This is a genomic window from Actinophytocola oryzae, assembly GCF_004364325.1.
GTDB classification, from domain to species: Bacteria; Actinomycetota; Actinomycetes; order Mycobacteriales; family Pseudonocardiaceae; genus Actinophytocola; species Actinophytocola oryzae.
This window is the reverse complement of record NZ_SOCP01000021.1, coordinates 120,591-147,100: the sequence shown is the minus strand read 5'-3', so window position 1 is coordinate 147,100 and position 26,510 is coordinate 120,591. Positions and strand designations below refer to the sequence as shown.

Sequence of the window (26,510 nt, the reverse complement as noted above, 5' to 3'; positions counted from 1 at the left end):
CACCGAGACAGGCACGCCGTCTTGTTCCAAAGTGCTCGGTTGGCCGGAGCGGGAAAGGTGGGCCCCGGAACGGGACCCACCTCTCGTCCGCATCGGCTCAGGACGCCCGTTTCAGCTCCGTGGGTCCGTCCTTGCCTGCCGGCGGCACGGTGACCACCGGCTCCAGCGCCTGCTGCTTCCTCCAGCGGCGCGGGGTGCCGAACTTCCGCATGATCGGCATCTCCCAGTACGTGTACAGGAGGGTGCCGAGCGCGAGCGAGACGCCGAACAGCAGCAGCACCACGAGGATCCCGACCGGCGTGCTGTAGGACTTGTTGCCCAGCAGGTAGTCGCCGTACATCAGGACGATCTGGTGCCACAGGTAGAACGCGAAGGTGATCTCGCCGAGGCGCACCATCAGCTTGCCGGAGAACCAGGTCGTCCTGCCCTCCCAGTCGTGCACGGCCATCCTGGCGATGAGCAGGCACATGGGGATCAGCAGGATCGCGTTGTTGGACACGACCACCGGGAACAGCGGCGCCGCGGCGTACGCGCCGACGAGCAGCGCGACCGCGCCGCCGATGCTGATCGGCAGCCTGCGCCGGGTGATCACGATGCGCGCCAGCAGCATGCCGAGCACGAACTCGATGCCACGCGTCGGCGGGAACTGCACCATGAACCAGAACTGCTCGAGCGAGAAGCCCATGCCGGGGATGGGGTCCTTGTGCGGGATGACCGTGGCCGCGACGACCGGCACGACCACGCAGGCGAGCGACGCGACCCCGGCGAACCACGCCCACAGCCGCTCCGGGCGGATCCGCCTGATTCCCGCGTAGAACAACGGGAACAGCAGGTAGAACAGCACCTCACAGGACAGCGACCACGCGGGCGGGTTGATGGCGGTGCGCACCATCCAGTCCGGCGACCAGGACTGGATCAGCAGCAGGTGGCGGATGATCGTGCCGCCGGTCGGCTCCTGACCACCGAAGACGGAGGTGTTGGCCGTCAGCAACAGCACCAGCAGCACACCCGCGACCCCGGTGAACAGGTGGTTGGGGTAGATCTTGCAGATGCGGCGCCGCCAGAACCCGGTCGCGCCGTCCGCGGGACGCACGCCCCAGGTCAGCACGAACCCGGACAGGACGAAGAAGAACGTGAGCGCCGCCCAGCCGCCCTGGTACACGACCGACGTGTACTTGGCCGTGAAGTCCTGCGACGCGAAGAAGGCCTCGCCGTTGGCGTGGAAGAGGAAGACGAACAATGCGGGGATAACCCGGGAACCGGTCAGGGTCGGCAGCCGCGACGGCAGTTTTTCCTGCGGCTCCCCGACCTTGGTGGATAACTCGGCCATGGACGACGCACCTTCCGTGATTCTGGGTCGACTCAGGCGCTGATCATGCGGTGATCACGCGGGCCGGCGGTACATGATTATGATTAGTGCATTCCGCGACCGGCATCTCCGAGCTTGCCGGCACGTGTCTCGCGAACGGCCCGCGCGGATACCTCAGCCGTTCATCAGGTTGTTGCGGATGTCCCGCATCTGCGAGAACGACGAGAGGTCCGGCACGGTCCACCCGTCCAGGTCGTACTCGTCGAGGCACTGCTCGACGAACGCCTTGTAGCCGTCCATCTGACCGCCCGCGATCTGGGCGTTGAGCAGTTCCACGCGGGTGTTCTCGTGGCTGCCCGCGTAGTTGCGCTCGTACAGCTCGTGCCTGCCGCCGAACTCCGTGCCGACCGCGTCCCACAGCAGCTTCATCACCTTGACCCGCTGCACGGCGTCCACGCCGCCGGAGCCGCGGACGTACTTGTCCAGGTACGGCCGGATCTCCGGGTTCTTGAAGTCCTCGGCGCTGGAGTTGAGGTAGATCAGGCCGCTGGCGATGTCCTGCTGGACGATCTCCTTGACCCTCGGGTAGCCGATCTGCATGAACCAGCGGTAGGCCTGGCCGTAGGCGGGGTTGGGCAGCACGGCGCCGTTGGTCCACGGCACGGGGTTGCGTGCCGCCGCGTCGGACAGTGCCCAGAACAGGTTGCGCCAGGCCAGAACCTCACCGAGCCGGCTCTGCACGCCTCGGAAGTCCTTGACCCCGGTGATCTCCAGCGCCTTGGCGAGCAGGCCCGCGATGAACTCGAGTTTCACCGCGAGGCGGGTGGCGCCGTGGAAGGTGAACCGCTCCGGGAACCCGGACCGGCCGGTGAACAGCTGGACCTTGCCGAGGTGCCCGTAGATGAACACGTTCTCCCAGGGGATGAGAACCTTGTCCAGCACCAGGATCGTGTCGTTCTCGTCCAGTCTGGACGACAGCGGGTAGTCGAACGGGCTGCCCATCACCGCGGCGGTGGCGGTGTAGGACGGGCGGCAGATCAGCTTCATGCCCGACGCGCCCATCGGGATCGTGGCCACGAGCGCGAACTTGCGGTCCTTGATGGGCAGTCCGTAGTGGGCGATGAAGTTGTAGTGCGTCAGGGCCGAGCCGGTGGCGACGACCTTGGCGCCGCTGACGACCAGGCCGCTGTCGGTCTCCTTCTCCACGTGGACGAACACGTCCGCGACCTCGTCGGCCGGGCGGTCCCGGTCGACCGGCGGGTGCACGATCGCGTGGTTCCAGTAGAGGACCTTCTCCTGCGACTCCTTGTACCAGCGGCGGGCGTTGTCCTGGTACGGCGCGTAGAAGTCGGCGTTGGCGCCGAGCGTGCCGAGGAAGGCGGCCTTGTAGTCGGGACTGCGTCCCATCCAGCCGTAGGACAGGCGTGACCACTCGGCGATCGCCCGCTGGTCGGCGACGAGGTCCTCCGCGCTGTGCGGCGTGGTGAAGAAGCGGTGGGTGTAGCCACCGCTGCCGGTGTCCGTCGGACAGGTGAGGACGTCCTTCTTCTCCGGGTCGTGCAGCGCGTCGTACAGCCTGGCCACCATCCTGGCCGGGTTGTGGAACGCGGGGTGGGCGGAGACGTCCTTGACGCGTTCGCCGTAGAGGTAGACCTCGCGGTCGTCGCGCAGGCTCTCCAGGTACTCGGCGCCGGTCAACGGACGTGACCCGGCACTGGATGGGCCGGTACTGCCGTGCTCCGGTTCGGCCATCGGACATCCTCTCGGTGAGACTTCGCCCGCGCGACCAATCCTGTCAGCAGTTCCTGCCCGGCCCGTTCTTCACGGATGCCCTGCGCTTCTCCCACATTGCTCTGTTCGAACGCGGCGCGTTCCCGTACGGGGGATTACCGGCGCGTTCACGGTTACGGATCGGCACGGTGGGTAATGTGACCGGGGCAATTACCGGCAACGAACAGGAGAAGGCGTGGGAAAGGTAGTCATCGATATCTCGGTGTCGTTGGACGGGTACATCTCCGGTCCGAACGACCGACCGGACGAGGGCCTCGGCGACGGCGGCGACCGGCTCCACAACTGGGTCTGGAACGGCGAGATCGCCGAGAGCGACTCGACGTTGATGACCGAGTCGCTCGCCGCCGTCGGCGCGCTGGTCTGCGGCCGGCGTACCTATGACAACAGCAAGCCGTACTGGGGTGTCGGGAAGGGACCGCACGGGGACGTCCCCGTTTTCGTGGTCTCCCACGGTGTCGACGAGGACGGTGTCGGCGACCACACGCCGTTCACGTGGGTGGGTGACATCCAGACCGCCTACGAGCAGGCCGTCAAGGCCGCCGGTGAGAGGGACGTCCGGGTGATGGGTGGTGCGAGCGTGCCGCAGCAGTTCCTGGCGGCCGGGCTCGTCGACGAGGTGACCATCCACCTGGTGCCCGCGTTCCTCGGCGGCGGGCAGCGGCTGTTCGACAACCTGGGCCCGGACGTGGTGCTGGAGCAGACCGCCGTGGTCTCGTCTCCCGCGCTCACGCACCTCACCTACCGCACGGTGCGCTAGCGCACCACGCTGGGCATGGGTCCGCGAAGGGCGCGAAGGGTGGCGCCACAGGGTCGCAACGCCACAGCGTCTTCGACTGGCGACACCCGCGACGCGAGCGCCGAGCACTGCGCGCCCGACGCCCTCCGCGGGCCCGGCCCGTACTGAAGGACGCCTTCGTAACGCCCAGCGTCAGGAAGGCGTCCTTCGTTACGGCGGGGAGCTGCTTTGTGGGTCGGGCTGCCGGGCGGGGTTCACGTGTCGAGCGTCGGAATCGGCTCGAAGATCGCGGGTGGTCGTCGGGCTCGTCATCCGTCGCCACCCCAACGTCGCAACGTTGGAGATGCAGTGGTAAGGCGGCGGGTGTGAGGCTGACCGCATGCCTGAATTCGACGGCAGGACCATTCTCATCACCGGCGGTGGCACCGGAATAGGTCTTGCCACCGCGCGGCGGCTCGTCGACGCGGGCGCCAACGTCGTGCTCGCCGCCCGGCGTACCGACACGATCGACGCCGCGGCCAAGGAGCTGGATCCCAGTGGTGACCGCGTTCTCGCCGTCGCCACCGACGTGTCCGTCGTGGCCGAGCTGGACGAGCTGGTCGACCGGATCCGGATCAGCTTCGGGCGGCTCGACGGGGTTTTCGCCAATGCCGGGGTCGCGTTCTCCTCCCGGATCGAAACGGTGACCGAAAACGATTTCGACCGGATTGTCGGCGTCAATTTCAAGGGCACTTTCTTCACCATCCAGAAAGCGGTCCCGCTGTTCGACACCGGCGGGTCCGTCGTGATCAACGGCACCTGCCTCACCCACCGCGGCAACGGGTTCGCCTCGGTCTACGCCGCCACGAAGGCCGCCGTGACCAACCTGACCCGCACGCTCGCCTCCGACCTCGCGGGCCGGAACATCCGCGTCAACGCGGTGAGCCCCGGCTTCGTGCCCACCGACCTGCTCGACACGGTCGTGCCCACCGAGGCCCACGAGGCCATCCGGTCCGGTGTCCCGCTCGGTCGACTCGGGCGGCCCGAGGACGTCGCCGACGCCGTGACCTTCCTGCTGTCCCCGCGCGCGGCCTACATCACCGGCCAGGACCTCGGTGTCGACGGCGGGCTCACGCACTCCGATCCCGTATGACCACGGAGTTCCCCAGGTATGACAACGAAAACAAGGAGGTGACCGCGATGGGCCAGGACGTGCCGACCCGCGCGGTGGTGCTCGGCGGCAGCATTGCCGGGTTGTTCGCGGCGAAGGTGCTCGCGGACGCCTACGACGAGGTCCACATCGTGGACCGCGACAAGATCGTCGGGCTCAAGGGTCCCCGCAAGCACTGCCCGCAGACCTACCAGGCGAACGGCCTGCTCACCCGCGGCGTGCAGATCATGGAGGAGCTCTTCCCCGGGATCAAGCAGCAGCTGCTCGACGACGACATCCCCACCGGCGACGTCTCCGGCGAGGTCCGCTGGTACTTCCAGGGCAACCGGCTCAAGCAGGTCCACGGTGACCTGTTCAGCTTCGGCATCGTCCGGCCGCTCCTGGAGTACTACATCCGCGAGCGGGTCCAGCTGCTGCCCAACGTGAAGTTCTTCGAGGAGTACGACATCCTCGGCATCACGGCGTCGGCGGACAGGAGCCGGATCACCGGCGCGCGGATACAGGCCCGCGGCAAGAAGGAAGAAACGGTCCTCGATGCCGACCTCGTGGTCGACGCCACCGGCCGCGGCTCCCGCACCCCCGTGTGGCTCGAGCAGCTCGGGTACGCCAAGCCCGAGGAGGAGCGCAAGAAGATCGACCTCGCGTACGTGACGCAGCACTTCAAGCTGCGCCCCGGCGTCAACGCGATGCAGGGCGACCACGCCATCAACCCCGTCGGGCACGCGGGTCTCCCCCGCGGCGCCGTCTTCTTCCGGGTCGACGGCGGCCGCCTCGAGGTGACCACCTACGGCATCCTCGGCGACCACCCGCCCACCGACCAGGCCGGGCTCTACGAGTGGCTGAAGTCCCTGCCCGCCCGCGACGTCTACGACGTGCTGCGCTGGGCCGACCCGGTCGACGAGCCGGTCAAGTTCAAGTTCCCCACCACGCTGCGCCGCAACTACCACAAGCTGACCCGCTTCCCCGACAACCTGCTGGTCACCGGCGACGCGATCACCTGCTTCAACCCGGTGTACGCGCAGGGCATGACCATCGCGGGCGTGTGTGCGCAGACCATCCGCCAGCACCTGCACAGCGGTGCGGCACCCGACCCGCTCGACTACTTCCGCGACCTGGCGAAGAACGGTGTCGACGCCGCCTGGGACATGACGAACGTGATGGACCTCGCCTACCCGAAGGTGCCCGGCAACCGGACCTTCCGGGTGCGCATGCAGAACGCGTTCCTCAAGCGCGTGCAGATCGCCGCGACCCACGACGCCAAGGTCACCCTGGCGTACATGAAGGCCGCCACGATGGTCGCCGGGCCCGAGGTGCTGATGAACCCGGCCATGATCCTGCGGGTGCTGTGGAAGTCGGCGCGTGGGCCGTCGAAGGAGAGCAGGCAGCCCTTCACGTGGGAGGCGCCGGCCGGGATCGAGCCGGTCGTCCAGGACACCGATCTCCCCAAGGCGGCGTGAACCGTCGCGGACGTGGCAAGCAACCCAGTAACGGAGCGCAGATGAGCAACGACGAGGGCATCCCCGACGCCGACGAGACCGCCCAGTACTACGACGTCGTCAACGAGGTCTTCACGGGACTGTGGGACGAGAACTTCCACCACGGCTACTGGGACTCCGAGGAGGACCAGAGCAGCAACCGGGAGGCCTGCGAGAAGCTGACCGACCAGGTGATCGAGCGGTCCGGCGACACCTCCGGCGCCCGGCTGCTCGACATCGGCCACGGCTTCGGGCTGTCCGCCTTCCGGCTGGCGGGCAAGTCGGACTCGGTGACGATCGTCGGCGTGTCCAACAGCCAGCCCCAGGTCGACGACGCCAACCGGCGCTGCGCCGAGCGCGGGCTGTCCGACCGGGTCACCTTCCAGTACGGCGACGCGCTGGAGCTGCCGTTCGCGGCCGACTCGTTCGACATCGTGTGGCTGTTCGAGACGCTGCCGCACCTGGACCGGCTGGCCGCGCTGCGTGAGGCCAACCGGGTGCTCAGGCCGGGTGGGCGGGTCGTCATCGCGGACATGTACCTCAACGCCGAGCCCACCGAGCAGGACCTCGCGGACGTGCGTGAGCACGAGGCCACGACCGCGGCGAGCCCCATGCTGCAGGACCACGAGTACCGCGAGGTGGTCGCCGGGTCCGGGCTGGTGCTGGAGGAGCTGAAGGACATCAGCGCCGAGACCTACCGCACCGGGGTGCGGATGCTCGAGGCGGTCAACGACAACTACGACCGGATCGTCGAGACCTACGGCGAGGGCATCGTCCCGATGCTGGAGGTCGTCCGCGCGCCGGCCGGTCGCAACCCTGTGATCGGCTACCTGCTCGCGGTCGCACGCAAGGCCGACTGACCCGCCACATGTCCACAGAGACCACGGGCGGTCCCGCTGGGCCCAAGCCAGCCGGGGCCGCCCGTGGCCACGCACGCACGAGGACGAGTCGGATGACCAGCGCGCTTCGCACCTGCCCGTTATGCCAGTCCGTCTGCGGCCTGCGCCTGACACTCGACGACGACAACCGCGTCGCCAGAGTGCAGGGTGACCGGGACGACCCGTTCACCAAGGGTTTCATCTGTCCCAAGGGCGCGAGCCTCGGCCGCGTCGACGAGGACCCGGACCGGTTGCGGACGCCGATGGTCCGCCACGGCGAACAGTGGCGCCAGGTCGGCTGGAACGAGGCGTTCCAGGCGGTGGAGAAGGGCCTGAACGGGGTCATCGAGGCACACGGCCGCGACGCCGTGGCCCTGTTCTTCGGCAACCCGACCTACCACACGCTGGCCGGGATCCTGTACCGCACGCCGTTGACGCAGTCGTTGGGCAGCAAGAACATCTACTCGTCCGGCACGCTCGACCACATGCCACGCCACGTCGCGGCGGGTCACCTCTACGGCGACGCGTTCGCCATCGCGGTGCCCGACCTCGACCGCACCGACCTCCTGCTGGTCGTCGGCGCGAACCCCATGGTCACCAACGGTTCCCTGATGGCGGCACCCGACTTCCCCGGGCGTCTCAGGGCGTTGCGCAAGCGCGGCGGCAGGATGGTCGTGGTCGACCCGCGCCGCACGAGGACCGCCGAGCTGGCCGACGAGCACCTGTTCGTCCGGCCCGGCACCGATCCCGTTTTGCTGCTCGGGATCGTCCACACGCTGCTGGCCGAGAACCTGACCTCGGTCACGCTCGAGGTCAACGGCCTTGACGACCTGCGTGCGTTGGCCGAGGAGTTCACCCCGGAGCTGGCCGAACGCGTGTGCGGGGTGCCGGCCGACGACGTGCGCAGGCTGGCCCGCGAGCTGGCCGCCGCGCCGACCGCCGCCGTGTACTCCCGCATCGGCGCGTCCACAGTGGAGTTCGGTACGCTCGCCCAGTGGCTGGTCGAGGTGCTCAACATCCTCACCGGCAACCTCGACCGGGCCGGCGGCACCATGTTCACCCGGCCCGCCGCGGTCGAGCTGTTCCGCACCGGACAGCAGTACGTCGGCGGGAACTGGCACAGCAGGGTCCGCGGCCTGCCCGAGGTGCTCGGCGAGCTGCCCGCCGCGACCCTGGTCGACGAGATCGAGACGCCCGGCGAGGGCCAGGTCCGCGCACTGATCGTCAACGCCGCCAACATGGTGCTCGCGGCACCCAACGGCCCGCGCCTCGACCGCGCGCTGTCCACACTGGACTTCATGGTCTGCGTCGACCCGTACCTGAACGAGACCACCCGGCACGCGAACGTGATCCTGCCGCCGCCGCGCATCCTGCAGATGCCGCACTTCGACATGCTGCTGCAGACGGTCACGGTCCGGAACTACACGAGGTTCTCCCCACCGGTCCTGCCGCTGGGCTCCGACCAGCTGTCCGAGGGCGACATCCTCGCGAAGCTGACGCTGATCGTGGCGGGCGCAGGGGCGAGCGCCGACCCGTCGATGCTGGCCGAGGGCATGATGGGTGACATCCTCGGCGCGTTCACCCAGATCCCCGGCTCGCCGGTCGAGGGCCGGGAGGTCGCCGAGGTGCGGGCGTCGCTGGCGGGTGACAGCGACCTCGAGCGGATCGTGGACCTGTTCCTGCGGCTCGGCCCGTACGGCCTGAGCCTCCCCGACCTCAAGGCGAACCCGCACGGCATCGACCTCGGGCACCTGGAGCCGAGGCTGAAGGAGCTGCTGGTCACGCCGTCCGGCAAGGTCGAGCTGGCCCCGCCCGCGCTGACCGGCGACCTCGCGCGGCTGCGGGAGCGGGTGACCGCGCCCACACCGGAGGTGCTGCTGATCGGACGGCGGCAGCTGCGGTCGGCCAACAGCTGGCTGCACAACGTCGAGCAGCTCCGCGGCGGCAGCAACCGGTGCACGCTGCACATCAACCCGGCCGACGTCGCGCGTTACGGGCTCGGCGAGCGGGCCGTCGTGCGGTCGGCCACCGGCGAGCTGGTCGTCGACGTCGAGCCGCACGAGGCGATCATGCCCGGTGTGGTCAGCCTGCCGCACGGGTGGGGCCACGCCGGCACCCCGCTGCGGGTCGCGATCGAGGACTCCGGCGTGAACGCCAACACGCTGACCAGTGAGTCCACAGTGGACGTGCCGTCCGGCAACGCGGTCTTCAACGGCGTGCCGGTCACGGTGGGCCCGTACCCGGCGTGAGCACCTTCGAAGCGAGACCCGGGACGGTGAGTCGATGAGCGCCGCGGACCGCATTCCGCTGTCCTTCAACCAGGAACACATGTGCACGTTCGACGAGGGCGACGACAAGGGCCCGTTCGGCCCGCGTTACAACGTCGTCTACGGCTGGCGATTACGCGGGCCGGTCGACGTCGAGGTGCTGCGGGCCGCGTTCACCGACGTGGTCACCAGGCACGAGGCGCTGCGCACGCTGATCGTGCGTGACGGCGAGGACCGCTACCAGGTGGTGCACCCACCGTCCACACCGGAGCTGGCCGTGCACGACCTGTCCGGCACGGCGCCGGAGGACCGCGAGACGCGGGCCGAGGAGCTGCTGATCGAGGCCGAGTCCGGCGAGTTCGACATGCGGGTGCCACTCATCCGCGCGGTGCTCGGCCGGTTTGGCGACGACCACGCGGTGCTCGCGCTCATCGTCCACCACACGGCGGTCGACGGGTGGTCGATGCAGCTCATCATCAAGGAGGTCGCGGAATGCTACGCCGCGCGGCGTGAACGGCGGCCCCCCGAGCTGCCGGACGTGCGGCAGTACCAGGAGTTCGTGGAGTGGGAGCGGACGAGCACGTCCGAGCAGGCGCTGAACCGGTCGCGGTCGTACTGGCGGGACAAGCTCGCCGGCGCGCGGATCACCGCGGTGCGCACGGACTTCGCCCGCTCGGCCGACCGGCCGAAGAACACGTCGGTGGAACGGTTCCTGGTCAGCCCGGACGTGACGGTCGCGACGCTGGAGCTGGCGCGGGCCACGCGCAGCTCGGCGTTCATGGTGCTGCTCTCCGCGTACAACGTGCTGCTGCGTGAGCTGACCGGACAGACCGACATCACCGTGACGACCGTGATGTCCGGCCGGGGCCCGTCGCGGTTCGAGGGCACCATCGGCTCGTTCTTCAACTTCGCGTTGCTGCGGACCGACCTCGACGGCACCACGTCGTTCCGGGAAGTGGTGGGGCGCACGAGGAGGACCTGTCTTGGCGCGTTCTCCAACGCCATCCCGTTCGCGCGGGTCATGGCGGACTCCCCCGAGCTGGCCGGCGCGTTCGGCGCCGAGGAGTCGCAGGTGTTCGCGTTCCAGGTGTTCCAGTTCCCGTTCGTCATGGCCGCGCAGCGGGTCGGCGAGGTGGAGTACTCCGAGATCCGCCGCAGGCTGCTGCCCGCGACGGTCAGCACCGACATCCCCGACGGTGCACTGTGGACGATCGACATCGACCCGGCGGGCGGGGAGATGATCGGCCAGCTGCAGTTCAACAGCAACCGCACCGACGCGAGCACCGTCCGGGACCTGGTGGCCAGGTTCCAGCAGGTGCTCAAGCAGACGGTGTCCACACCGGACTGAGAGAGACGGCATGGGCGACGACGCCGCCGAGGCGGCCCAGATAGGCAAGCACTACGACGAGCGCTCCCCCATCGGCGACGAGTTCCGCGACGGCCAGCTGCACATGTGGTACTGGTACGACCGCGAGGACAGGGTGTCGCTGGCGAACGCGGTCGCACGCATCACCAGGAAGGTGACGGACACGCTCGGCCTGCGTCCCGAGGAGTCGGTCCTCGACGCGGGCTGCGGACCGGGCACCACGGCGATCAGCATGGCCGAGCGGTTCGGCGCCAGGGTCACGGGGATCACCGTCAGCCGTTTCGAGGTGGAGCGCGCCATCGCGCGTGCGGGCGCCAGCACGGTGGGCGACCTGGTCGACTTCGAGTACGGCGACTTCATGGACCTCGAGTACCCGGACGGCTCGTTCGACGCCGTACTGGCGCTGGAGTCGTTGCAGAACGCGCCGGACCTGACGCAGGTGCTGGCGGAGCTGTACCGCGTGCTGCGGCCCGGTGGGCGGATCTCGATGTCGGACTTCAGCCTGGAGCAGGCCGGGCCGCCGGAGCGGTTGGCCCGCTTCATGGAGACGCTGCGGCTGAGCCGGTTGCCGAGCCTGACGGAGTGGATCGGCCACCTGCGGGCGGCGGGCTTCGACGTCGAGGAGTACACCCAGTGCGGGCCTCGGGTACTGGGCCGCAAGGCGAAGTACATCGAGGCGGCGCTGGTGCGGCGCCAGGAGATCGCGGACAAGTTCGGCGAGGCGGCGTTGAACGAGTTCGCCGAACAGCACCACGGGTTCTTCGCGCCACGCAGGAACCAGGTGGGTTACGTGATCCTCTCGGCACGAAAACCGTACCGCTGAGGAGATACGCGCCCACCCCGAAGGACTGCCCTTCGGGGCGGGCGCCCGTCGCGTCACCCTGGCCGGCCTGGTTCGCATGGAGGAGAAGAGGGTCACGGAAGTCATCGCCGCCACGCCGAGGAAACCGGTGACGACCGGCAAGTCCGGGTCGGTGCCGTCGGGTGGCGAGGCGGAGTCCTGATGGCGAACGCGTTGTACGTCCGCGAGCTGTTCCGGGTGCTGGTGACCCGGTCGGTGCGCCATTCGGTGACCCGGCAGCTACGGGTCCGGCCGTTGCCGGCGCCCCAGCCCGCCTGGCAGCTGCCGCCGCCCGACGCCCGGCAGGAGTGGAGCGACTGGTTGCGGGTGGACCTGCCCGACCGGCTCGTGCCCATGCTCGTGACGGCCTGGTTGGACCAGTACGTGTGGTCGGTGCTCAACCCGCCCGCCCCGCCGCCCGCGGTCACCACCGAGCCACCGGGGGGCGACGAGGAGAAGCCGGGCAGACCCCAGCTCACCGTGGGGGAACTGGTCGAGATGATGGAGTCGTCGTACGCGTGGCTCGTCCACGGCACGCTCAGCCGCAACGTCGGCAGGCTGCTCGTCGACCACATCGACGCCTCCGAACCGGCGGGCAGGGACGACCCCAACGCCGCGGCAGGCGTCTACGCCTACCCCGGTGTCCAGGGCGTCAACTACGGCGGCCACTGCGTTTTCTTCCGCGAGGGCGCGGTCGAGACCTTCCGTGCCTACACGGAGTCGGCGAACCCGGAGGAACACCTGTCCACCAACGACGTCCCACTGGACCTGGCCCACGGCTGGGCACTGCGGACCAGGGTCGAGGAGGCCCGCCAGGTCTTCCTGGCACGCACAAAAGGCGAACAGGCGAACTAGTCGGCTATCCGCGGCCTGGTGCGGCCCGGCCAGTCGTAGGTGGCGCCGGAGGTGCCGGTCACCGCGAGGCGGACCGTCTCGGCCGGGCGGATCAGGACCGTGTCCTTCCACCCGGCCTCTCCGGGCCCCGGCGGGCGGCCCGCGCGGTCCAGGACGAGGAACTGCGCCTGGTGCGGGTGGAACGTGTGTGCTTCGGCGCCCTCGTTGGTGACCGTCCAGGTCCGCGTCGCCGACGGTGTCGGCAGGGGACGCAGCGTCGCCGGGACCTGGCTGGTGTCCGCCGCCTCCCGGACCACGTCGAAACGCAGCACCTCGCCGGAGGCGTCGTTGAGGATCACCGGGGCACCCAGCGGCAGGTCGCGGAAGTCCACCACCACCTCCGCCCGCTCCCCCGGCCCCAGCACCAGCTCCGTGAGTGGCACCGGTGCGGGCAGCAGGCCGCCGTCCGTCGCGATCTGCGTCATCCGGGTGCCGGACAGGTCCAGCCGGAACACGCGCCCCACCGAACCGTTCAGCAGCCGGAACCGGTACTTCCGCGCCGCCACGAGGAAGTACGGACGCGCCTTGCCGTTCGCCAGCAGCGTGCCTCGGCCGCCCGCACCCCACACGAGTGCACCCCGCTCGTCGAACGAGGCGTCGCCCAGGACGATCGGGATGTCGTGGTCGCCGGACGGCAGGTTCAGGGCCGCCTCGTCGGCGCCCTCGAGGAGGTACCAACCCTGCAGGCCGCGGTACACGGGCTCCGCACCCGTGTGGTCGTGGTACCAGAGGCTCGCGCCCGCCCGGGCGTTGCCGTACTCGTAGGTCCGCGCCCGACCGGGGTCCAGGGTCGAACGCGGGTCCGGCTCGGCGAGGCCGCCGTGCAGGTAGGTGTCGACCGCCCTGTCCAGCTCGTTGGTGACGACGACCTGGACGGGTCGGCCCTGCCTGGCGCGGATGGTCGGGCCGGGGAACGCGCCCCCGTAGGTGAGCACCGGTGTTCGCAGCCCCGGCACGATCGTGGCGGTCGCCTCCCGGACGGTGAGCCGGTAGACGTCGGCCGCGTCCGTGATCTCCGGCACCAGGACCGGCGGTACCGGCATCTCCTCGGAGTACGGGCTGAAGACCGGTCCCCGTGGCGCGGCGGCGGCGACCGGCCTGCCCACGGCCAGCAGCGGCAGCCCGGCGAGCGCACCGCCCGCGGCGATGCCTCCGCAGGCCAGCAGCTTCCTCCTGTTCACCACCGACTCCCCCGATCGACGCGACAACGGCTCATGCGAGCCTCGCACCGCGCGCGCCCGCGTGGCTTCTCCGAGAGTGCGCGATCCGGCCATTGATTCGGAATCGCCGATTTCCCGCTTTGTGCGTTTTTCGCACGGAACGAGATGACCCGGAGAAACACCAATGTGACGATCGGCACCTGAGCTTTGTTCTCGAATTCCCCGACTGAGCAAACCTCGCCGTGAGTGACGCCCGCTTCCCGAACAACGATAGGAGCAGCCGTGACCCTGATCGAGAACGTCGACGAAAGGACGGCACCGGAACCGCCGCCGCCTTCGCGGCCGTCCAAGCCGTTCTGGCGGCGGCCCTGGATCCTGCCGCTGGCCGCCGTGGTCGCCGTCTACCTCTACATGCAGATCGAGCCGGTCGCCGGGGTCCCCGAGGAGCAGCTCTTCCTGCCGCCGCACGACGACTACCCGCTGTACTACCCGCTGCTCGTCATCCACATGTCGGCGGCCACGCTGGCGATGATCACGATGGTCCTCCAGGTGTGGCCGAGGATGCGCCTGCAGTTCCCGAAGGTGCACCGGGTCAGCGGCAGGATCTACGTGATCGGCGCGGTCATCGGTGGGCTCTCGGGCCTCGGGATCGTCTTCTGGGCGCCGATGCCCGGCAAGGTCGGCAGCCTGTGCATGCTGCTGTTCTGGCTCGGCACGACGGTCGCCGCCTACCGGTACGCCCGCCGCGGCCAGTGGGCCAAGCACCGCAGGCACATGCTGTACAGCTTCGCCGTCGCGGCCAACAACCCGTGGGCGTTCTTCTTCTACGTCGCCACCTCCGAGATGGGGATCATGATCGACCCGATCTACTTCGGTGAGGGCGGCCGGTGGATCCCGTGGGTCGGCAACCTGATGCTGGTGCAGTGGTGGCTCTACCGCACCGCCCGCCGTCCGGCGCCGGTCCCGGCGTCCGTCGCGCGAGCCGGCGAGGCCTGACGGGAACACGAGACGACAGGGCCGGCCGAGGATCTCCTCGGCCGGCCCTGTTTGCGTGTTACCTAGCTGTCGACCGTGTAGCAGGTCGTCGGCCGCAGGCCCACGACGAGGCAGTGGTCGTTGTAGTCGGTCAGCAGCTCCTGGGAGATGTCGTCGGCCCTGGTCAGCCGGGCCAGGGGGTCGGCGCCCTTCTCCATGATGTCGTCGATCGCCCGCATCAGGGAGGACTGGATGCCCGCGAACGCGCCGACCAGCGCGGACGAGCCGCCCGAGGTCGTCGGGGCCGCGTTGAGCTGCTCCACGGTCACCAGGTGGTCCGGGTGGTCCTTGTAGTAGCCCTGGCGCTGCAGCTCCTTGTAGACGCCGCCCGTGACCGGCGACGAGCCGTAGGCCGTGTGCCACTCGGCGCCGTTCTTGGGGCTGTTGAGGTAGTTCATGAAGGCCAGCGCGCCGTCCTGGGTCTTCTTGTCCAGCCCCGCCGCGAGGTACATGCCCTCACCGCCGAGCCACGCGCCCGAGTACGGCGCCCTGCTGCTCGGCGTCGGGCCGACACCCAGCTCGAAGTTGCCCTGCTTGGCCGCGTCGACCTTCCAGTTGATCGCGAACGACGACGTGACGCCGAAGGCCACCTGCTGCTTGGCGAAGGCGTCGAACGTGCCGCCCCAGTCCTCCATCTTGTTGGTGTAGAGGAAGTAGCCGGACTGGTAGAGCCTCTGCCACCAGGTGGCGAACCCGACCAGCTCCGGGGAGTTCAGGTCGACGGTCGTCGCCCGGCCCGACCGGCCGTTGTCGTTGTCCGTCAGCGGCACGCCCGCCTGGGCCAGCGCCTGCTGGAACAGCTTGCCCTCGTTGGCGAACGCGATGCAGTGCTCCGGGCTGGTGGCGACCTTCGCCAGCGCGTCGCACGCCGCGGTGATCTCGTCCCACGTGCGCGGCACCGACTGCACACCCGCCGCCTTCAGCATGGTCATGTTGGCGAACAGGTGCAGTGTCGACAGGCTCAGTGGCATGGCGGCCAGCTCGCCGGCGACGCTGTAGTAGTTGCGGCCCGCGGGCACGAGGTCGTCGACCACGACCTTCTCGCCGAGGATCTGCGTGCGGCCCGCGATCGCCTTGCCGATCGGGGTGAAGACCGGTTTGCCGTTCGCGTCCATCGTGTCCCACGCGAACTGGGTGGCGGAGGTGTTGTAGGAGGCGATCGTGGGTGCCTCGCCGTTCAGCGCCGCCTTCTCCACGTCCTCGGGCAACCGCTGGTAGTAGGGGAACTCCACATTGAGCTTGTATTCCGGATGCTTTTTCTCGAATTCACGGGCACGCTTGGTCAGCGTCTCGACGATGCCCGGGAAATCATAATTCGAGAACATCACGTTGATGACGTACTTCTTGCTGTGACCGCCGCCCGGCGCGCCGACGGCGCCGCTGCACGCGACCAGCAAGAGCAATATCACAGCGGCGAGAGATGCCGTGGGCAGTAACCGACTTCGGCGCATGATACCTCCACTCGAGTGAAAAGCCTGTCAGCAGGTAACGCCTCATAGTCGAACCTGACGGAATGAGCCGCATCTCAACGCTTGCTCAACCGCTGCGCAACTGTGGAGATGCGTCGCCTGAATTCCAATGTGACGCTGATTGCCGGGGCCTCACCAAGCCATCCGTTCGAGACAAAGGACGTGCGCGGAAATGCCAGTCGCCTCGAATGCGCCCGACAACGCGATTTCTCGGGACCACCTCCGCCGCGGAGGCCAGGGGTGACCGACGTCCAGCCCGGTGCTCGCGACACCGTGACCTCACCCGTCCAGGACGGCCTGTGGTTCCTGTCCCAGGTGGACGGTCCGAGCCCGGTCGCCTGTCTCGCGTACCGGGTCAGCGGCCCCCTCGACCTCGCCGTCCTGCGACACGCGTGGCAGGTGCTGACGCGCCGCCACGAGGCACTGCGCACCACGCTGTCCGCACGCGACGGTGTGCCGGAGCGGCGGATCGGCGCGGCGGCAGAACTGCTGGTCGACACCGACCTCCGCAGGGCGACCGCGGGAGTCGTGGCGCTCGACGACGGCCCGCTCGTCCGCCTCACCGCCGTCCGCGTCGCGCCCGACGACCACGTGCTCGTCCTGGGCCGCCACCCCGCGGTCGCCGACGACGAGTCGGCGGCGATCCTGCTGGCCGAGCTGTCCCAGTGCTACGCGGCGCTCGTGGCGGGCCGGACGCCCGCGCTGGCGCCGCTGCCCGACGAGCGGTACGCCGGTTTCGCCGCCTGGCACCGGGCCCACGCCGACAGCCCGGAGGCGTGGCGCGGCCTCGGCTGGTGGCTCTCCGCGCTGACCCCCGAGGCCCCGCCGCTCGACCTGCCCACCGACCGGCCGAGGACCGACGGCCCGTCGAGCCCCGGCGGTGTGCTGGCGTTCGAGTGGCCGGACGGCGCCGCGCTCGCGGTCCGCGCGCAGGCTGCCGGCACCACGCCGGACGTCGTGCTCCTCGCGGCGTTCCAGGTGCTGCTGCACCGGCTCTCCGGCTCGGACGGGGTCACCGTCGGCACGCCGGTCAGCATCCGCCGCCCGCAGGACACCGGTCTGGTCGGCGCGTACGAGAACCTCGTCGTGCACGCCGCCGACCTCACCGACGGGCCGACGTTCGCCGAGCACCTGCGCCGCGTCGCCGCCAGGGCACGGACCGCGCGCACGTACGCGGACATCCCGTTCGACCGCGTGGTGCGGGCACTGCGTGTCGACCGCGACCCACGCAGGCTGCCGCTCGTCGACGCGTTGCTGGTGCGGGGGAACCCACCCGAGCTGCGCCTCGTGGGCACCGCGGTGCGCGAGGAGGTCCTCAAGCACACCACGGTCACCACCGACCTCACGCTGTCGGTCCGCGGGACCGGTGAGGGCACCGTCGCGGGCACGCTCGCCTACCGCGCGAGCCTGTTCGACGCCGAGTCCGCACACCGGTTGCTCGGTCAGCTGCACACGCTGCTCGCGGCGGCGCTCGACCGGCCGGACCGCGCGGTCGGCGAGCTGCCACTCGAGGTGCCCGCCCGGGTCGGCGCCACCACCCGCGCGGCGGACCTGACCGGCGCTGTCGGGGACGGCACCACCGTGCAGGAACGGGTGCACGCGTTCGCGCGAGCCCACCCGGACGCCCCGGCGGTGGTCTGGGACGGCACCACGGTGAGCTACGACGAACTGGTCGGCGCGGCGGGCGCGGTCACCGAGGCGTTGCGGCGCACCGGTTCCGTCGACGGCGCGGCGGTGGCGGTACGGCTGCCGCAAGGCCCCGGCCAGCTCGCCGCCCTGCTCGGTGTGCTCGACGCCGGCGCGCACCTGGTGTGCCTGGGCACCGGCGACACCGGCGAACGCGGCCGTGCCGTCCTCGCAGACCTGCGGCCGGTCGTCCTGCTGGCGGAGGGCAAGGCGGCCGAGGACGAGCTGGCGGTCTGGTTCCGCGACGAGTTGGGGGGTCGGCTCGTCGACCACGCCACCATCGACACCGGCGCGGGCCGGTCCGCGCCCACGCCGGCCGACCTCGAGGCGCGTGCCTACGTCGCCTACACCTCCGGCTCGACCGGGCGCCCCAAGGGCATCCCGACGACGCACGCCAGTTTCGCGCAGTTCACGGGGTGGTTCGCCGACGAGTTCGGCGTGGGCCCCGGCTCCAGGGTCGCGCAGTGGGCCGCACCGGGTTACGACGCGAGCCTCGTCGAGACGTTCGCGACGCTCGCCGCGGGTGCGACGCTGTGCCCGGTGCCCGACCGGATCCGGCCCAACCCGGAGAAGATGGTCGGCTGGCTCGCCGACCAGCGGATCACGCTGTTCCAGACCGTGCCGAGCTTCGCGCGGGAGATCCTCCGGGCGACCGTCGCCGCGGACGCCGCGTCCTCGCTCGTCGCACTGGACCACGTGCTGCTCGCGGGCGAGGCGCTGCGGGGTGAGCTGGCGAACGCCCTGCGCACCACGCTTCCCTCCGTGCGGGTGATCAACCTGTACGGGCCGACGGAGACGATCCTCGCCACCTGGCACGAGGTCGGCGACGCGCCGGCCGGACCAGTCCCGATCGGACAGTCGCTGCCCGGCCGCCAGGTGCTCGTGCTCGACGACGAGGACCGCCCGTGCCCCACCGGCGTCACCGGACACCTCGTGGTCCTCAGCCCGCACGTCACCCCCGGGTACACCGGCGCGGCGGCAGGTGAGCGCGCGGCCTTCGCGCCGCTGCGCTCCCCCGCCGCGCCGGGCACCGCGACCACGCGGTGCTATCGGACCGGCGACTTCGGTCGCCGCAGGTGGGACGGGGCGCTCGAGTTCCGGGGCCGCCGCGACCTGCAGGTGAAGTTCCAGGGCAACCGGGTCGAGCTGACCGACATCGAGGCGGCCATCGCCGAGCACGAGTCGGTCGCCGAGTGCGCGGTGGTCGCGGTCGCCAACGCCGAGGGCCTGGTGAACCGGCTGATCGCCCACGTGGTGCCACTGCGTGACGCGACCGGCGAGGCTCTGGGTTCCACAGTGGACTGGCGGGCCGCACTGCACGCGCGGTTCGGCCGGTCGAAGTACCCCGTGTTGTTCAACACCGTGCTCGGCCTGCCCCGCAACCTCGGCGGGAAGGTGGACCGGCGCAGGCTTCCGGTGCCAGGGCCCGCCTCGGCACCGACCGGATCGTCCGGTGTGGACGGTGTGATCGCCGCGGTGTGGGCGGAGGTGCTCGGCGCCGCGCCGTCGGGCGCCGACGAGTCGTTCTTCGCGGCGGGCGGTCACTCGCTGCGGGTACCCGTGCTGCTCGGGCGGGTCCGCGAACGAGCCGGGGTGGTGGTCCCCGTGCGGGACTTCCTCGCCGACCCGACGATCGCGGGCCTGTCGGAGCGCGCGGGCAGGCCGGGAGCGGCCGCAGGACAAGCAGATCCCGAAACCAGGATTGGGTGAGAAACCGTGGCCATTGTTGACAGCACGACGCCGGCGCTGGAGTTCGACGGCGAGAAGCTCGACATCGCGGGCGTCCGGCGTGTCGCCGAGGGCCGTGCGCAGGTGCGGGTGCCGCTCACGACGCTGGAGCGGGCCGAGCGCAGCAGGCACCTGTTCGAGGGCCTGGTGCGGGACGGCGTGCCCGTGTACGGGGTCACGACCGGCTACGGCGAGATGATCTACATGCTGGTCGACGTGTCCAAGGAGACCGAGCTGCAGACCAACCTGGTCCGCAGCCACAGCGCCGGTGTCGGCCCGGTCTTCGCGGAGGACGAGGCACGCGCGATCCTCGCCGCCCGGCTCAACGCGCTCGCCAAGGGCTACTCCGCGGTGCGCCCCGAGCTGCTGAACCGGCTGGCGCTGTACCTGAACCAGGGCATCATCCCGGCCATCCCGGAGATCGGCTCGCTCGGCGCGAGCGGTGACCTCGGCCCGCTGGCCCACATCGCGAGCACGGTCATCGGCGAGGGCTACGTCCTGCGGGACGGCGCCCGCACCACCACCGGCCCGGTGCTCGCCGAGCACGGCATCACGCCGCTGGACCTGAAGTTCAAGGAAGGCCTGGCGCTGATCAACGGCACGTCGGCCATGACGGGGCTCGGCGCGCTCGTCGTCGGCAGGGCGCTCGACCAGGTGCGGCAGGCGGAGATCGTCACCGCGCTGGTGGTCGAGACGCTGGAGGGCTCGACGAGCCCGTTCCAGGCCGACGGGCACGACATCGCGCGGCCGCACCGCGGGCAGATCGACACCGCGGCCAACATGCGCGAGCTGCTGCGTGGCAGCGGGCTCGCCGTCGACCACGCCGACCTGACGCGTCAGGCGCAGGAGCAGCAGACCGGCGGCGACGTCTCGCGCACCGACGTGTACCTGCAGAAGGCGTACACGCTGCGGGCCATCCCGCAGGTCGTCGGCGCCGTGCGGAACACGTTGTACCACGCGGTGGAGACGATCGAGACCGAGCTGAACTCCTCGAACGACAACCCGTTGTTCTTCGAGGGCAAGGACGTCTTCCACGGCGCGAACTTCCACGGCCAGCCGGTCGCGTTCGTGCTGGACTTCACCACGATCGCGCTGACCCAGCTCGGCGTGTTCTCCGAGCGGCGCACCAACCGGCTGCTCAACCGGTACCTGTCGGGCCTGCCCGAGTTCCTGGTCGCGGGCGACCCCGGCCTCAACTGCGGGTTCGCGGGTGCGCAGTACCCGGCGACGGCGCTGGTGGCCGAGAACCGGACGATCGGCCCGGCCAGCACCCAGAGCGTGCCGTCCAACGGCGACAACCAGGACGTCGTGAGCATGGGTCTGATCGCGGGCCGCAACGCCCGCAGGGTGCTGGGGAACAACAACTACATCCTCGCGGTGGAGTATCTGGCCGCCGCGCAGGCCGTCGACGTGTCCGGGCGTTACGACCGGCTGAGCCCGGCCGCGAAGCTGACCTACGACAAGATCCGGTCGATGGTGCCGACGCTGCAGGACGACCGCTACATGGCCGACGAGATCGAGAAGATCGCCGAGGCGCTGCGGGGCGGCGAGTTCCTCGACGCCCTCACGACCGGCGGGGTCACCCTGCGCTGAGAACACGCGGTGGGCCTGTCGCCGTCGTGGCAGGCCCGCCGCGGAGAAACGGAGAAGACCATGTCACCTTTCGACACGCCGGCACGGCGGACCGACCCGGAGGCCCCGACCGACCTGGTCGACGAGCTGCGGCACACACGCCAGCAGCCGAACCTGGCCAGGGGCATCGTCTGGGCCGACATCCTGGCCGCCATCGCCGCGGACGAGGCGGCGCGCCAACAGCAGCGCCAGCTGCCCGAAGCGGCCTGACCCCCGTGCACTGAAGGACGCCTTCAGTACCCCCAGCGTTACGAAGGACGCCTTCAGTGCGCTGGGAGGTGGGGACGGCACCCGCGGATAAGACAGCGGCGCGGGCCGCGGTCATGCTGAGAAACGACGCCGTAGCAAGGGCGAGAGGACAAGCACGTGACGCAGCGAGACGTGATCGCGGACATCACCGCGGAGGCGGCCGACTTCGAGGGGCTGGTCGCCGGGATCGACGAGGCGGCCTGGGCGCTGCCGACCCCGGCGCCCGGCTGGTCGGTCGCCCACCAGGTCGGCCACCTTGCCTTCATCTTCCGCCTCGCGGGTGCGGCGGCCGCCGAGCCGCAGGTCTTCAAGGCGATGGTGGAGCGGGCGTCGGGCGACTTCGACGCCGCGGTCAACGCCAGCCTCGAGTCCTACCTCGGCGACCCGCCGGAGGTGTTGCTGAACCGCTGGCGCGACGAACGCGACACCGCCATCAAGGCGCTGGCCGCCGTGCCCGCCGACCAGGTGGTGCCGTGGCTGGTCCGGCCGCTGCCACCGGCAGTGCTGTGCTGTGCTGGCATGATGGAGCTTTTCGCGCACGGTCAGGACATCGCCGACGCGCTCGGCGTCACCCGCACCCGCACCGACCGGCTGTGGTTCGTCGCGTGGTTCGTCACGCTCGTGTGGGACTTCGGCTACCAGGCACGCGGACTGTCCACACCGGACGTCCAGTTCCGCTACGAGCTGACCGCGCCCTCCGGTGCACTGTGGACGTTCGGCCCGGAGGACGCCGGGCAGCGGATCACCGGCCCCGCCGAGGACTTCTGCCTGCTGGCCACGCGGCGCCGCCACCGCGACGACCTCGCGGTCACGGCCGTCGGCGCGGAGGCCGACCAGTGGCTGGACATCGCGCAGGCCTACCGCGGCGCCGCGGGCGACGGCAGGCGTCCCGGCCAGTTCACGGCCTGACGGGCGCGACGATGGTGGTACGGGCCGTGCGTGGTGCGATCCAGGTCGACCGGGACGACCCGGCCGAGATCCTCGGTGCCACTCGCGAGCTGCTCACCGAGGTCGTGCGCGGCAACGAGATCACCCCGGCCGACCTGATCAGCATCGTCTTCACCCTGACGCCGGACCTGAAGAGCTGCTTTCCCGCCGTGGCGGCGCGCGACCTCGGGTTCGTCGACGTGCCGCTGCTGTGCGCGACCGAGGTCGACGTCGCGGGCGCGCTGCCGCACGTGGTCCGGCTGCTCGCACACGTCGAGAGCGACCGGCCGCGCTCGGCCGTCCGTCACATCTACCTGCGTGGGGCTGCCCGGCTGCGGCCGGACCTCGCGGCATGAGCTGGAAGGAACTCCCGTGGTCATCGTCATGCTTCCGGACGCGGAGCCCGAGCACGTGGACGCCGTCGTGGCGCGGGTCGAGGCCGCGGGCGGGCAGGCGTTCGTCAGCCGGGGCATGAACCGGGTGATCATCGGCCTGGTCGGCGATGTCGAGGAGTTCTCGACGATGAACCTCGGCAGAATGCCGGGGGTCGGCCAGGTCACGAGGGTGTCCACCGAGTACAAGCTGGTGAGCCGCGAGCAGCACCCGGACCGCTCGTCGGTGTACGTCCGGGGCGTGCCGATCGGCCCGGACACGGTGACGCTGATCGCGGGCCCGTGCGCGGTGGAGACACCGGACCAGACGCTCGCCGCGGCACGGATGGCACAGGAGGCCGGCGCGACGCTGCTGCGTGGCGGCGCGTACAAGCCGAGGACGTCGCCGTACCAGTTCCAGGGGCTCGGCGAGAAGGGCCTGAAGATCCTCGCCGAGGTGCGGCAGGAGACCGGGCTGCCCGTCGTCACGGAGGTCGTGACCGCGAGCGACGTGCCGATGGCCGCGAGCTATGCGGACATGCTGCAGATCGGCACCAGGAACATGCAGAACTTCGCACTGCTGCAGGCGGTCGGCGAGGCTCGGGTGCCGGTGATGCTGAAGCGTGGGATGAGCAGCACCATCAAGGAATGGCTGATGGCCGCGGAGTACATCGCGCAGCGCGGCAACCTCGAGATCGTGCTGTGCGAGCGCGGGATCCGCACGTTCGAGACCGCGACCCGCAACACCCTCGACATCTCGGCGGTGCCGGTCGTGCAGCGCCTCTCGCACCTGCCGGTGATCATCGACCCGTCGCACTCGGGCGGCAAGCGGGAGCTGGTGCTGCCACTGAGCAAGGCGGCGATCGTCGTTGGCGCGGACGGCATCATCGTGGACGTGCACCCGGAGCCGGACACCGCCCTGTGCGACGGCGCGCAGGCGCTCGTGCACGAGGACCTCGACGAGCTGGCGCTGGCGGTGGCCGAGCTGACGGCGTACACGCGGCGGCGGCCCGGCAGGCGCCGCTACTCGGCCGCGAGCTGAGCGTACTGGTCTCGCGGCCGACCCTGAAAGATCGCCATGCCCGGCGCTGCGGCGACGCAGAGCAGGTCGAACCGGACCCGCCGGTGCCGGCACCGTGGTCCACGGTTCCCGGCGATCCGTGGCATCAGCGCCGTGTCCGGTTGGTTCCCTACGGGGTGTTCCGCGGTCCGACCACGGAGTCCGGTGCCCCCGCGTAGTCGGGCAGCTCCACGCCGTTGATCGCGCGTTCGACCAGCTCGGTGAGCGCCTCCATGTCGGGCTCCGGACCCGGGTCGGCGTCCGGGCCGGAAGCGCTGAGGCTTTCCACGTGCATCCGGCCGATCTCCTGGTTGGCCTCGACGAACGAGCGCATCCGCTTCTCGTAGCGCGCGAACCCCGCCTCGGGGTCCCAGTCGGCGGTGGCCAGCTCCCCGGCCAGCAGGTAGGCGCCGACCAGGGCCAGGCCGGTGCCCCCGCCGGACATCGGCGACGAGCTGAACGCCGCGTCCCCGATCAGGCCGACCCGTCCGCTCGACCAGCGGTCCATCACCACCTGCGCGACCTGGTCGAGGTAGAAGTCCGGCGTGTCGTCCAGGTGCGCGAGGATGCGCGGGGTCAACCAGCCCATACCGGCCATCCGCTCGCGCAGCAGGGCCTTCTGGGCGGCGACGTCGCGGTAGTCGACCTCGAAGTCGGCCGAGGGGAAGGAGAGCATTGCCATCGCCCGGGTGGCGTCCCGGATGGGCCGCAGGCCTGCCGAACGTCCGGACTCCCGGTGCCGGTAGTCGATCAGCCAGCGGTCCACGCCAAACTCGTTGGGCACCGTGTAGAAGGCCAGCACGAGCCCGAGGTGGCGGACGAACCGCTCCCTCGGCCCGAAGACCATCCCGCGCAGCGCCGAGTGCAGGCCGTCGGCCCCGACCACCAGGTCGAAGCGCCGCCGGGCGCCGCCCGCGAAGGTCACGTCGACCCCGTCCGCGTCCTGGGTGAGCTCGGCGATCCGGTCACCGAAGACGTACTCGACACCGTCCCGGGTGTCGTCGTACAGGACGCGGGACAGGTCGCCGCGCAGGATCTCGATCTCCGAGATGTACCCGTCGCCGCCGTCGTCCTCCGCGCGGTAGGTCTCCAGCACCTCGCCGTCCGCGTCCACGTCGTAGGCGCCCTCGGTGTCGGTGCGGGCCGCGCGCACGGTCGCGTCCAGGCCCATCCGCCGGATGGCCTCCTTGGCCACGCCGCGGGCGTCCACCGCCTGCCCACCGGGGCGCAGCTCGGGAGCCCGCTCCACCACGGTCACGTCGGCCCCGCGCCTGCGCAGCCAGTGGGCCAACGCCGGACCCGCGATACTCGCCCCCGCCACCAACACCCTGATACCGCTCACCACGCCCCCTGCTCAACCGTCCGGGACACTGTCCTCACCGTACAGTGGCCCACGGACCTGGCGGGTGATCCTGCGGTTCCGGCACGCCGTCCACCCTGTGGGACGCGGGGTGCGCTCCTACGCGGCCACCGGGCCCGCCTCGGCGAGCCACGTGCTGACCCGGCGGGCCGCCGACATGCTCGCCCACGACGCCAGCTCCAACAGCGTGCTGTCCTCCGGTGCGGTCTCGCGGAAGGCCGCCACCATGTCCTCGTCCACCTGGTACGAGGCCATCGCGATCGTCAGCGCCAGGCGGCCCGCGGGCTGTTCGGCCGCGGGCAGGGTCGCGACCGGGGCGTTCGCCCAGGACCGGGACAGGCCCGGCGGGCGACCGTCCCACACGGACAGTCGCCCGCGCACCAGTGCCCGCACCCCGGCCGGCACCGAGCGGGCACCGACGACGTCCACCGCCGCGTAGGCCCGGGCGAACGCGTCCGCCACGAAACGGTTCGACGCGGCCCACCACAGGTCGTCCGGCAGGGGTGCCGCGGGCAGGAAGCCCAGCGACTCACCAGGTCGCGGACCCGTCGGCGCCGGGCGCAGGACACCACCGAGCACCTGCCGGGCCTTCGGCTTCGCCGACTCCGGCACGTGTGACGGGAACGGCGAGTCCCTCAGGAACACGTTCACCACGCGGTTGTAGTAGTGGAACGCCACCGCCACACCGATCAGCTCCGGCGCCTGCCCCGGCAGGCACGGCGGTGCGACGGCACCCCGCGCCATGGCCCCGTTCCGCGCCCACCTCGTGAGCGGCACGGGGTCGGGCGCGTCGTCGATCGACGCCAGTGTCATGCCGTGCACGTCGACGCAGTACGGGCAGCTGTTGGCCTCCGACACGCCGGTGGCCACCGCCTCCTTGCTCGCACGGTCCGCGGCCCCCTGTGCCAGCAGGGTTTCCCGAAGGATCATCCACGAGGCCGCCAGTGCCTCCGGCGACGCCGAGTGCATCGCCGTCGGCGGCGCCAGCATGCCGAACTCGCGCTCCACCTGGCGGTACACGTCCGCGACCAGCCCCGTCGCGTGCCGTCGCTTCACGACCCCGATGTGGCGGGTGTCGTTCAGCGACCTGCGTACCGCGAATCTCACCAGACCGGCGACCATTCGG

21 protein-coding genes are annotated in these 26,510 nt (G+C 70.4%); 15 read left to right on the top strand and 6 right to left on the bottom strand.

Features of this window, described 5'->3' with window-relative positions; translation table 11 throughout:
* Nucleotides 1–97 precede the first annotated feature (97 nt).
* Together CLV71_RS39190 and CLV71_RS39185 are read right to left on the bottom strand one after the other, a co-directional pair.
* Nucleotides 98–1,330, bottom strand: a complete 1,233-nt coding sequence (locus tag CLV71_RS39190) for an acyltransferase family protein (protein WP_133907994.1) — start codon at nt 1,328–1,330, stop codon at nt 98–100.
* Nucleotides 1,331–1,483: 153 nt separating this feature from the next.
* Nucleotides 1,484–3,061: a 4-hydroxyphenylacetate 3-hydroxylase family protein gene (locus CLV71_RS39185; protein ID WP_133907993.1), complete on the bottom strand. Its 1,578-nt coding sequence runs from the start codon at nt 3,059–3,061 to the stop codon at nt 1,484–1,486.
* Between the two features lie 214 nt (nt 3,062–3,275).
* Between CLV71_RS39185 and CLV71_RS39180 the strand changes: the two genes are divergently transcribed.
* The 8 genes from CLV71_RS39180 (at nt 3,276) to CLV71_RS39145 (ending at nt 12,668) form a co-directional block, all read left to right on the top strand.
* Entirely contained in the window at nt 3,276–3,857 is a 582-nt protein-coding gene (locus CLV71_RS39180; RefSeq protein WP_133907992.1) for a dihydrofolate reductase family protein, read from the top strand.
* A 358-nt stretch (nt 3,858–4,215) separates the two neighbouring features.
* The gene (locus tag CLV71_RS39175) at nt 4,216–4,968 is read left to right on the top strand and encodes an SDR family NAD(P)-dependent oxidoreductase (protein ID WP_133907991.1); all 753 of its coding nucleotides are present in this window, start codon (nt 4,216–4,218) and stop codon (nt 4,966–4,968) included.
* Between the two features lie 47 nt (nt 4,969–5,015).
* Nucleotides 5,016–6,443, top strand: coding sequence for an NAD(P)/FAD-dependent oxidoreductase (locus CLV71_RS39170; RefSeq protein ID WP_166664442.1), 1,428 nt, complete (start codon nt 5,016–5,018; stop codon nt 6,441–6,443).
* A gap of 41 nt (nt 6,444–6,484) precedes the next feature.
* Nucleotides 6,485–7,321, top strand: a complete 837-nt coding sequence (locus CLV71_RS39165; RefSeq protein ID WP_133907989.1) for an SAM-dependent methyltransferase — start codon at nt 6,485–6,487, stop codon at nt 7,319–7,321.
* 92 nt (nt 7,322–7,413) lie between these two features.
* Nucleotides 7,414–9,588, top strand: coding sequence for a molybdopterin-dependent oxidoreductase (locus CLV71_RS39160; RefSeq protein ID WP_133907988.1), 2,175 nt, complete (start codon nt 7,414–7,416; stop codon nt 9,586–9,588).
* Nucleotides 9,589–9,622: 34 nt separating this feature from the next.
* Complete coding sequence (locus tag CLV71_RS39155) at nt 9,623–10,954, top strand: condensation domain-containing protein (protein WP_133907987.1); 1,332 nt, start codon at nt 9,623–9,625, stop codon at nt 10,952–10,954.
* 10 nt (nt 10,955–10,964) lie between these two features.
* Entirely contained in the window at nt 10,965–11,795 is an 831-nt protein-coding gene (locus CLV71_RS39150) for a methyltransferase domain-containing protein (RefSeq protein ID WP_133907986.1), read from the top strand.
* A 180-nt stretch (nt 11,796–11,975) separates the two neighbouring features.
* Nucleotides 11,976–12,668 carry a hypothetical protein gene (locus CLV71_RS39145; protein WP_133907985.1) on the top strand — a complete coding sequence of 231 codons (693 nt, stop codon included), beginning with the start codon at nt 11,976–11,978 and terminating at the stop codon, nt 12,666–12,668.
* Here CLV71_RS39145 and CLV71_RS39140 read toward each other — a convergent pair.
* Nucleotides 12,665–13,888, bottom strand: a complete 1,224-nt coding sequence (locus CLV71_RS39140; protein WP_166664441.1) for a multicopper oxidase family protein — start codon at nt 13,886–13,888, stop codon at nt 12,665–12,667. The two genes, CLV71_RS39145 and CLV71_RS39140, sit on opposite strands and share 4 nt — an antisense overlap.
* A 261-nt stretch (nt 13,889–14,149) precedes the next feature.
* On the opposite strand from CLV71_RS39140, the gene CLV71_RS39135 reads away from it, so the two are divergent.
* Entirely contained in the window at nt 14,150–14,863 is a 714-nt protein-coding gene (locus CLV71_RS39135) for a DUF2306 domain-containing protein (RefSeq protein WP_133907983.1), read from the top strand.
* A gap of 62 nt (nt 14,864–14,925) precedes the next feature.
* Here the strand turns inward: CLV71_RS39135 and CLV71_RS39130 are convergent, their stop codons facing one another.
* The gene (locus CLV71_RS39130) at nt 14,926–16,299 is read right to left on the bottom strand and encodes an extracellular solute-binding protein (RefSeq protein WP_166664440.1); all 1,374 of its coding nucleotides are present in this window, start codon (nt 16,297–16,299) and stop codon (nt 14,926–14,928) included.
* Between the two features lie 312 nt (nt 16,300–16,611).
* On the opposite strand from CLV71_RS39130, the gene CLV71_RS39125 reads away from it, so the two are divergent.
* The 6 genes from CLV71_RS39125 (at nt 16,612) to aroF (ending at nt 24,006) form a co-directional block, all read left to right on the top strand.
* Nucleotides 16,612–19,767, top strand: a complete 3,156-nt coding sequence (locus CLV71_RS39125) for a non-ribosomal peptide synthetase (RefSeq protein ID WP_208297965.1) — start codon at nt 16,612–16,614, stop codon at nt 19,765–19,767.
* A 6-nt stretch (nt 19,768–19,773) separates the two neighbouring features.
* Nucleotides 19,774–21,378, top strand: coding sequence for a tyrosine 2,3-aminomutase (cmdF, locus tag CLV71_RS39120; RefSeq protein ID WP_133907980.1), 1,605 nt, complete (start codon nt 19,774–19,776; stop codon nt 21,376–21,378).
* 60 nt (nt 21,379–21,438) lie between these two features.
* Entirely contained in the window at nt 21,439–21,627 is a 189-nt protein-coding gene (locus CLV71_RS39115) for a DUF6222 family protein (RefSeq protein ID WP_133907979.1), read from the top strand.
* A gap of 156 nt (nt 21,628–21,783) precedes the next feature.
* Complete coding sequence (locus CLV71_RS39110; protein WP_133907978.1) at nt 21,784–22,575, top strand: TIGR03084 family metal-binding protein; 792 nt, start codon at nt 21,784–21,786, stop codon at nt 22,573–22,575.
* 26 nt (nt 22,576–22,601) lie between these two features.
* Nucleotides 22,602–22,949 (top strand): chorismate mutase, encoded by a 348-nt coding sequence (gene aroH, locus CLV71_RS39105; protein WP_243867194.1) that lies wholly within the window; start codon nt 22,602–22,604, stop codon nt 22,947–22,949.
* 16 nt (nt 22,950–22,965) lie between these two features.
* Nucleotides 22,966–24,006: a 3-deoxy-7-phosphoheptulonate synthase gene (aroF, locus tag CLV71_RS39100; protein ID WP_133907976.1), complete on the top strand. Its 1,041-nt coding sequence runs from the start codon at nt 22,966–22,968 to the stop codon at nt 24,004–24,006.
* Nucleotides 24,007–24,154: 148 nt separating this feature from the next.
* On the opposite strand, the gene CLV71_RS39095 is transcribed toward aroF, so the two are convergent.
* Both CLV71_RS39095 and CLV71_RS39090 read right to left on the bottom strand, forming a co-directional pair.
* On the bottom strand, nt 24,155–25,366 hold the full coding sequence (locus tag CLV71_RS39095; protein ID WP_208297971.1) for an FAD-dependent monooxygenase: 1,212 nt from the start codon (nt 25,364–25,366) through the stop codon (nt 24,155–24,157).
* Nucleotides 25,367–25,483: 117 nt separating this feature from the next.
* The gene (locus CLV71_RS39090; protein ID WP_133907975.1) at nt 25,484–26,506 is read right to left on the bottom strand and encodes a carboxymuconolactone decarboxylase family protein; all 1,023 of its coding nucleotides are present in this window, start codon (nt 26,504–26,506) and stop codon (nt 25,484–25,486) included.
* Between the last annotated feature and the right edge of the window lie 4 nt (nt 26,507–26,510).